The 6,236-nt window shown below is 59.4% G+C and carries 8 protein-coding genes; 2 read left to right on the top strand and 6 right to left on the bottom strand.

The genetic code is table 11. From position 1 onward, the window contains the following. From ACIQ0Q_RS03770 to fabR, 4 genes are all read right to left on the bottom strand, one after another. Positions 1-346 (bottom strand): POTRA domain-containing protein (locus tag ACIQ0Q_RS03770; protein ID WP_395771616.1); only part of this gene is annotated, 346 nt, incomplete at its 3' end. Between the two features lie 108 nt (positions 347-454). Beyond that, positions 455-1,288, bottom strand: a complete 834-nt coding sequence (locus ACIQ0Q_RS03765) for a DUF3025 domain-containing protein (RefSeq protein ID WP_395771615.1) — start codon at positions 1,286-1,288, stop codon at positions 455-457. A gap of 1 nt (position 1,289) precedes the next feature. Beyond that, on the bottom strand, positions 1,290-2,012 hold the full coding sequence (locus tag ACIQ0Q_RS03760) for an HAD family hydrolase (protein ID WP_395771614.1): 723 nt from the start codon (positions 2,010-2,012) through the stop codon (positions 1,290-1,292). A gap of 16 nt (positions 2,013-2,028) precedes the next feature. After that, positions 2,029-2,685 carry an HTH-type transcriptional repressor FabR gene (gene fabR, locus ACIQ0Q_RS03755; RefSeq protein ID WP_395771613.1) on the bottom strand — a complete coding sequence of 219 codons (657 nt, stop codon included), beginning with the start codon at positions 2,683-2,685 and terminating at the stop codon, positions 2,029-2,031. A gap of 119 nt (positions 2,686-2,804) precedes the next feature. Here fabR and ACIQ0Q_RS03750 point away from each other — a divergent pair, with 119 nt between their 5' ends. Further along, positions 2,805-3,875, top strand: a complete 1,071-nt coding sequence (locus tag ACIQ0Q_RS03750) for a flavin reductase family protein (RefSeq protein ID WP_395771612.1) — start codon at positions 2,805-2,807, stop codon at positions 3,873-3,875. Between the two features lie 3 nt (positions 3,876-3,878). Next, positions 3,879-4,958 (top strand): fatty acid desaturase family protein, encoded by a 1,080-nt coding sequence (locus ACIQ0Q_RS03745; protein ID WP_395771611.1) that lies wholly within the window; start codon positions 3,879-3,881, stop codon positions 4,956-4,958. 65 nt (positions 4,959-5,023) lie between these two features. Here ACIQ0Q_RS03745 and ACIQ0Q_RS03740 read toward each other — a convergent pair whose 3' ends face one another. Further along, the gene (locus ACIQ0Q_RS03740) at positions 5,024-5,788 is read right to left on the bottom strand and encodes an NrdJb (protein WP_395771610.1); all 765 of its coding nucleotides are present in this window, start codon (positions 5,786-5,788) and stop codon (positions 5,024-5,026) included. Between the two features lie 91 nt (positions 5,789-5,879). Further along, complete coding sequence (locus ACIQ0Q_RS03735; protein ID WP_395771609.1) at positions 5,880-6,218, bottom strand: hypothetical protein; 339 nt, start codon at positions 6,216-6,218, stop codon at positions 5,880-5,882. Between the last annotated feature and the right edge of the window lie 18 nt (positions 6,219-6,236).

Below are 6,236 nucleotides of genomic sequence, written 5' to 3'. Positions count from 1 at the left end.
CCGGCTCGAAACCTTCCAGCCAGAATCCAATGAAACGGTCCTTGCTGCCATCGCCATCGACCTGCAATGCAACATCGCGGACCTTGACCGGCTCGCCGGGGGCGACATCGATGATGATCTGGGCAAGGGCACCGTCGCGCTCCATCCGGCTACTCACCACCGAATGGTAGTATCCCAGCGGCTCCAGACTGTCTTCGACCAGACGGTTGATGTTGCTGACGTAGTAACCGAGCCGGCCTTCCGAAACCGTTACACCCTTACCCTCTGCTTCCGGAAGCGCCACCGCACGGCGCACCACCTGCTCGAGCATCTTGTTCTTTTCCAGACCATTGATCCTGACCGGCAACAGCTCCGCTGCTGGCACCGAAGCAGAAAAGGTGCCGAAAACAAATAAATAGAGAAAGAGCGGCCGCATACGGCATTTTACGGGGCGCTCAAGGTGCACGGCAAGCGATTACTGCATGCGCAAAGGTTCCGGGTAGTGTCTGCCGGCGCGTTTTGGACGAAAACAGGGCATACGCGTGAAGAAATCTGCAGCGGTATGTTCTGGATGCCAACCGGGAATGCCGGTCAAGGGAATCGGACGCAGTTCCTGCGGGTCATTCAACAATGAGCCGGCGGCGATACCTGTCGCAATGCGGGATGCCATGCCGTCCTCGTCCAAAGTGTCCGGCGAATTGATGACCAGAGCCTTGGCCACCAGCGCGATGGCAGGGGTCAGTGCATGCTCGAATAGGGAATGTCCGAACAGCCAGAGTTGGACTGCGCCTCGCCGTTCGGCATCGGTCCAGTTCCGGAACAGATACGGCCAGTCATGTGCATCCCAAGCCGTCTGCAGCGTGGCATCATGCAGACGCAGCACGGCTCCAGCCTCATCGAACTGCGTCAGCGCACATTGGCCGCGCGTGCGTTGCTTCGGACCCACCTGCACGATATCGGTGACCTGGCGGGCGTTTAATGCTTGCTTGACGGCGGGATAGCGCATCCAGATGAAGGCATTGAACAGATCGTGCCAGTTGCGGGTACGGGTGGCGATGGCTCCGGTGTGCGCGATGCGCTGCTCGTAATGCGCATCGTCCTGCAAGTCATCTTGGTCCACGAAACGGAACGGAAATCCGGCAGCATTGACGGGAGCTTGCCAGAGGGCATTGAGCGCAGGGATTTCGGGCCAGTTCTCGGACCGGCACAGATGATGCTGACTCTCATGCAACTGCTCGAAAACCGGATGCGCGAAAACCTGCGTATCAATCCGGCCGCGTTCGGGAGCGAGGTAACGCATTACCGCCATGTTAATGGAAGCGTGCCGCTTTCAAGGCCAACTCGCGAACAGCCGCGGGAATCTGTGCAGACGATTCCACCGTGCGCATCCGTTCGTCATCGGCGATGAAGCCCTCATGATGGTCCAGGGCCCAGGTCAAGGGATACGGTACATGCACGGCGAACCCGCCGACATGCAATACCGGTGCGACATCCGAGTTCAGGGAGTTGCCGACCATCAGGAATTGCTGCGGCTGCAAGCCGAACTCGGACAGTACGCGCCGGTAAGTGACCGGATCTTTTTCCGACACGATTTCAATGCGTCCGAACAGGGTCGATAGACCGGACCTGGCGACCTTGCTTTCCTGATGGAACAAATCGCCTTTGGTGATCAAAACCACTTGGTATTCACGGGCAATATCGGCTACCGCATCGGCGATGCCATCCAGCAGTTCCACCGGATGGTTCAATACTTCTTTGCCAAGCTGGATGATTTCGTGCAGATGATGCGCGCTGATGCGTTCGGCGGTCATCGCCACGGCCGTCTCGAGCATCGACAGGGTCATGCCCTTGGCGCCGTAACCGAAGAGCTTGATGTTGGTACGCTCGACCTCGAGCAGATGCTCGTGCACATTGGCATTGCCGATGTCGATGTACTGTCCGAGGATGGTCTCAAAGTGGCCATGCACCTCGCGGTAAAAGCCCTCGCTGTGCCAGAGCGTGTCATCGGCATCGAAGCCCACCAGTTTCAGCATGTCCGCACTCCGTGTGTCACTTGGGTTCACGCCACAGCCGGGCGCCGAGGAAAATCAAGCGCAGCTGCAGCACGAAATGGTCGACCAGTTCCTGCTCGCTCTGGCGATGGCCGGCCGGAAGATCGAGGATGTCGGTGGCGGCATTGAGCATGGTGCTGACCACCAGGCTGCAGATCAGTTCGATGGTCTGCCCGGACAGACCGGGCACGGTTCCGAGTTCGCGCATGTCGTGCGCCATTTCGTGCACGAAGCGCTCTTCTTCGCGGCGGATGGCCTTGCGGATCACCGGCGAACCGCCGCTGCGTTCGCCGACGATGAAGCCGAACACCAAACGGTTCTGTTCCAGATAGCGTTTGTAGACCAGTACCGAATTGTGCAGCATGTCTTTGGGTGGAAATCCGCTGCGGCGGGCTTCGCGCAGCAAGCGGCGCAGGGTCACCCCACCCTCTTCCACCAACGCCAGGCCCAGTTCGTCCATATCCTTGAAATGCCGGTAGAACGAGGCCGGGACGACCCCGATCTCGCGGGTCACTTCGCGCAGACTCAGCGACGTGAAGCCACGCCCCTGGCCGACCAGATCCAGCGCCGCCAGCATCAGCTGCTGACGGGTCTGCAGCTTGCGAGCGTCGCGGCGGGTACCTGTGGCGAGCGGGAGGGTCGGCGAACTGGACAAAGGGGCGCTTCCGGAGGAGTGAACCCAGTATAAACACTGGGCCGATGCTGGCAATGTGCAATTGACACAGCCCGTCATTTGAGTAAACATATGTTTACTGACATTAACCGGTAGATGCAATGCTGCCACTAGCACCCGCAATGTTCTGGCAAAGCCCGTGGCTGAAGCCCTTGAACGACACCACGGCATGGAACACCCTGCTGCAGGGCATCAACGCCACCTGGTCGCTGACCGAGGTGCGGGCCCGCGTGCTGCGTACCGTGCAGGAATGCCGGGAGGTGGTCAGTGTGTACCTGAAACCGAACCGCTTGTTCAAAGGCTTCACCCCCGGCCAGCATCTGATGCTGACCCTGCCCTGCAAGGGCGTGCTGCAATCGCGCAGCTTCAGCCTGTCGCAGGCCCCGGAAAGCGGCGGCGTGCTGCGTCTGACCATCAAACTCAAAGCCGATGGCATGGTGTCTCGGGCGGTAGCCAAACTCAAGCGTGGCGCAGTGGTCATACTCAGCCAAGCCGGCGGCGAATTCACTCATGCCAATCCCGAGGCTGGGGTTTTGCTGCTGTCGGCCGGCTCCGGCATCACGCCCATGGTGGCGATGCTGCAGGCCTGGGCGAAACACGAATCCCGTCCGGATGTGCTGATGATCCACAGCTGCCGCAATGAATCCGATTGGATTCTGCGTCAAGATCTACAAACACTTGTTCACCAATGGCCACAACTGAAAATCCGACCGGTGTTCACCGCCGCCGAAGGCCGCTTGGATCCCGAACGCCTACAGGCCCTGGCACCGGATTTCGCCCTACGCGACACCCTGCTGTGCGGCCCCGAAGACTTTATGGAGTGGATCGCCGCGTTTTACCGTGAGCAGGGCCTGAGCCGGCAGCTCAAACAGGAACACTTCCAGGCCCGGCGCACCGAAATCCGGCCCGATGCCACACGCTATCAGGTGTTTTCCGCCGATGGCCGGGCTGTATTCGATACCCGCAACGGCCAGAGCCTGCTGGAAGCGGCCGAAGCCAGCGGACTGAACCCGGTGTACGGCTGCCGGCGCGGCATCTGCAAAACCTGCACCTGTCGCAAACTCGGCGGCACCGTACGCAACCAATTGACCGAAACCCTGTCCGGCAGCGGCGAAGAGTGGATCCAGCTCTGCGTCTCGACCCCGGTCAGTGATCTGCATCTGGAGCTCTGAACCATGGCCGTGAAAACCTTCCTCGATGGCGACCGTCTTGCCGCATTCCAGCAGGAGCTCGACCAGCTGCGCGCGAAAGTGATGGCTGATCTCGGCGACATCGATGCCGCCTATATCCGGCGCGTGCGGGCACTGGCCCAAGGCAGCGCCATCGCCGGCCGCGGCCTGTTGATGTTCGGCATGGGTCCTATCAGTTGGGTGTCCGGCATCCTCGCGCTGGCGCATGCCAAAATCGTCGAGAACATGGAACTGGGCCACAACATCCTGCATGGCCAGTATGACTGGATGAATGATCCGGCTTTCCACTCCAAACACTACAGCTGGGACATGGTCTGTGCACCGGAAAACTGGCGCAAGTCGCACAACATCGAACACCACAACTACACCAACATCCTCGGCAAGGACCAGGATTACGGCTACGGCATGTTCCGGCTCACCGCCGCGCAGCGTTGGCGCCCGTCCTATCTGATCCAACCGTTCAGCTATCTGGTGCTGGCCAGCAATTTCCAGTGGGGCATTGCCATCCAGGATCTGAAACTCGGGCGCTGGCTGCAGGGCCGCATGAGTACCGCGCGCCTGAAAACCATCGCCAAGCCGTTCATGAAGAAAGCCGGCTCGCAGCTGGTCAAGGACTACCTGCTGTTTCCGCTACTGGCGTTCTGGCAGTGGCCGCGCGTGCTGCTCGGCAATCTCATCGCAAACGGCATCCGCAACGTGTGGACCAACGCCGTGATTTTCTGCGGGCACTTCACCGCTGACGCGCAGACCTTCACTCTGAAAGAAACCAAGGATGAATGCCGCGGCCGCTGGTATCTGCGCCAGATCCAGGGCTCCAGCAATCTGGAGGGCGGGCGCTGGTTCCACTTGATGACCGGAAACCTGAGCCACCAGATCGAACACCACCTATTTCCGGACATGCCGGCGCGGCGCTATGCCGAAATCGCACCACAGGTTCGCGACATCTGCACCCGCTACGGCATCCACTACAACACCGGCGGTTTCTGGAAACAGTACGCCAGCGCCCTATGGCGAATCCTGCGTTACGCCTTCCCGAATGGACGGCGCACGCTAACGACGGCATGATTGTTTTCCAGCATGAATAAAAAAAACCGCCCGAAGGCGGTTTTTTTATTGGCTGAATTATCCGCTCAACCGCATTTGCTGTAACCACAGTTCAGGCAGGTCTGGCAGCCGTCCATCAGCACCAGCGCCTTGGTGTTGCACTTGTGGCACATGGTGGCGGTCGGAGGGAAAGAGGCTCCCTCGCCGGACTGCGATGCCGCCTCGTCGGCGCTGTCGCGCCCGGCATCCACGGCGAGGTCGCCCTCAGAAGATTTCTTTTTCGCACGGCTCTCGTAGGCCGCGCGTTTTTCGGCGATCATCACGCGCTGGGCGTCGCTCAGCTCCGGGTCAATGATCATGCCGATGAATTTCAGGTGCTCTTCCACCACCGAACCGATTTCGGCTACGATCGAGGGCATGTACACGCCACCGGCCTTGAAGTAGCCGCCACGCGGATCGAATACCGCCTTCATTTCCTCGACCAGGAAGGTCACGTCGCCGCCCTTGCGGAACACGGCGCTCATGATGCGGGTGATGGCGACCACCCATTGGAAGTGATCCATGTTCTTGGAGTTGATGAACACCTCGAACGGACGGCGCAGTTCGTGATCGGTGCCGGGATTGAGCACGATGTCGTTGATGGTCACGTACATGGCGTGCTCCACCAGCGGCGATTTGATTTTGTAGGTGGCGCCGACCAGGGCTTCCGGGCGCTCGACCTTTTCATGCATGTGGATGATTTCGGCGGTGGCCGGCATAGCCGCCACGGCGACCGGCGCGATTTCAGCGGCCTTATCTTCCGGTTTATTGACACTGTAGGACTTGATTTTTTTTGTAATTTTGATGGCCATTACTGCAAAGACTCCTGAGGATATTCGGTGGAACGCGGACATGGGGCGCACAGCACTCTGCCCATTACGGCCAGAGCACGGTCATCGCGGATTATTTTCTAACGGCTTTCTTGGCAACGGTTTTTTTGGCAACCGCCTTCTTGGTCGGCGCCTTTTTCACTGCTACTTTTTTGGCAGGAGCTTTCTTTCCTGCAGCTTTCTTCACCGGAGATTTCTTGGCCGGAGTCTGCTTGGCGAGTTTGGCTTTGACCTGGCTGATGGCTTTCTTCACCGCTTGCGCAGCTTCGGAGCGCTCGGCTTTGGCCACTTCCTGCTTCACTTTTTTGATTAGCGGTGCGGCTTTTTTGCTCAGCACAGCGCCAGCCTTCTTGGCTTCGGACTGCACCTTTTTCACCGCACCCTGCATACCGCTGGATTTCTTCGCACGCATGACATCACCCTGTCTGGT

The sequence above is a fragment of the Arenimonas sp. genome, from assembly GCF_044348765.1.
Classification (GTDB): domain Bacteria; phylum Pseudomonadota; class Gammaproteobacteria; order Xanthomonadales; family Xanthomonadaceae; genus Arenimonas.
The sequence above is the reverse complement of the archived record's forward strand: the minus strand, read 5'-3'. Positions and strand labels throughout refer to the sequence as shown.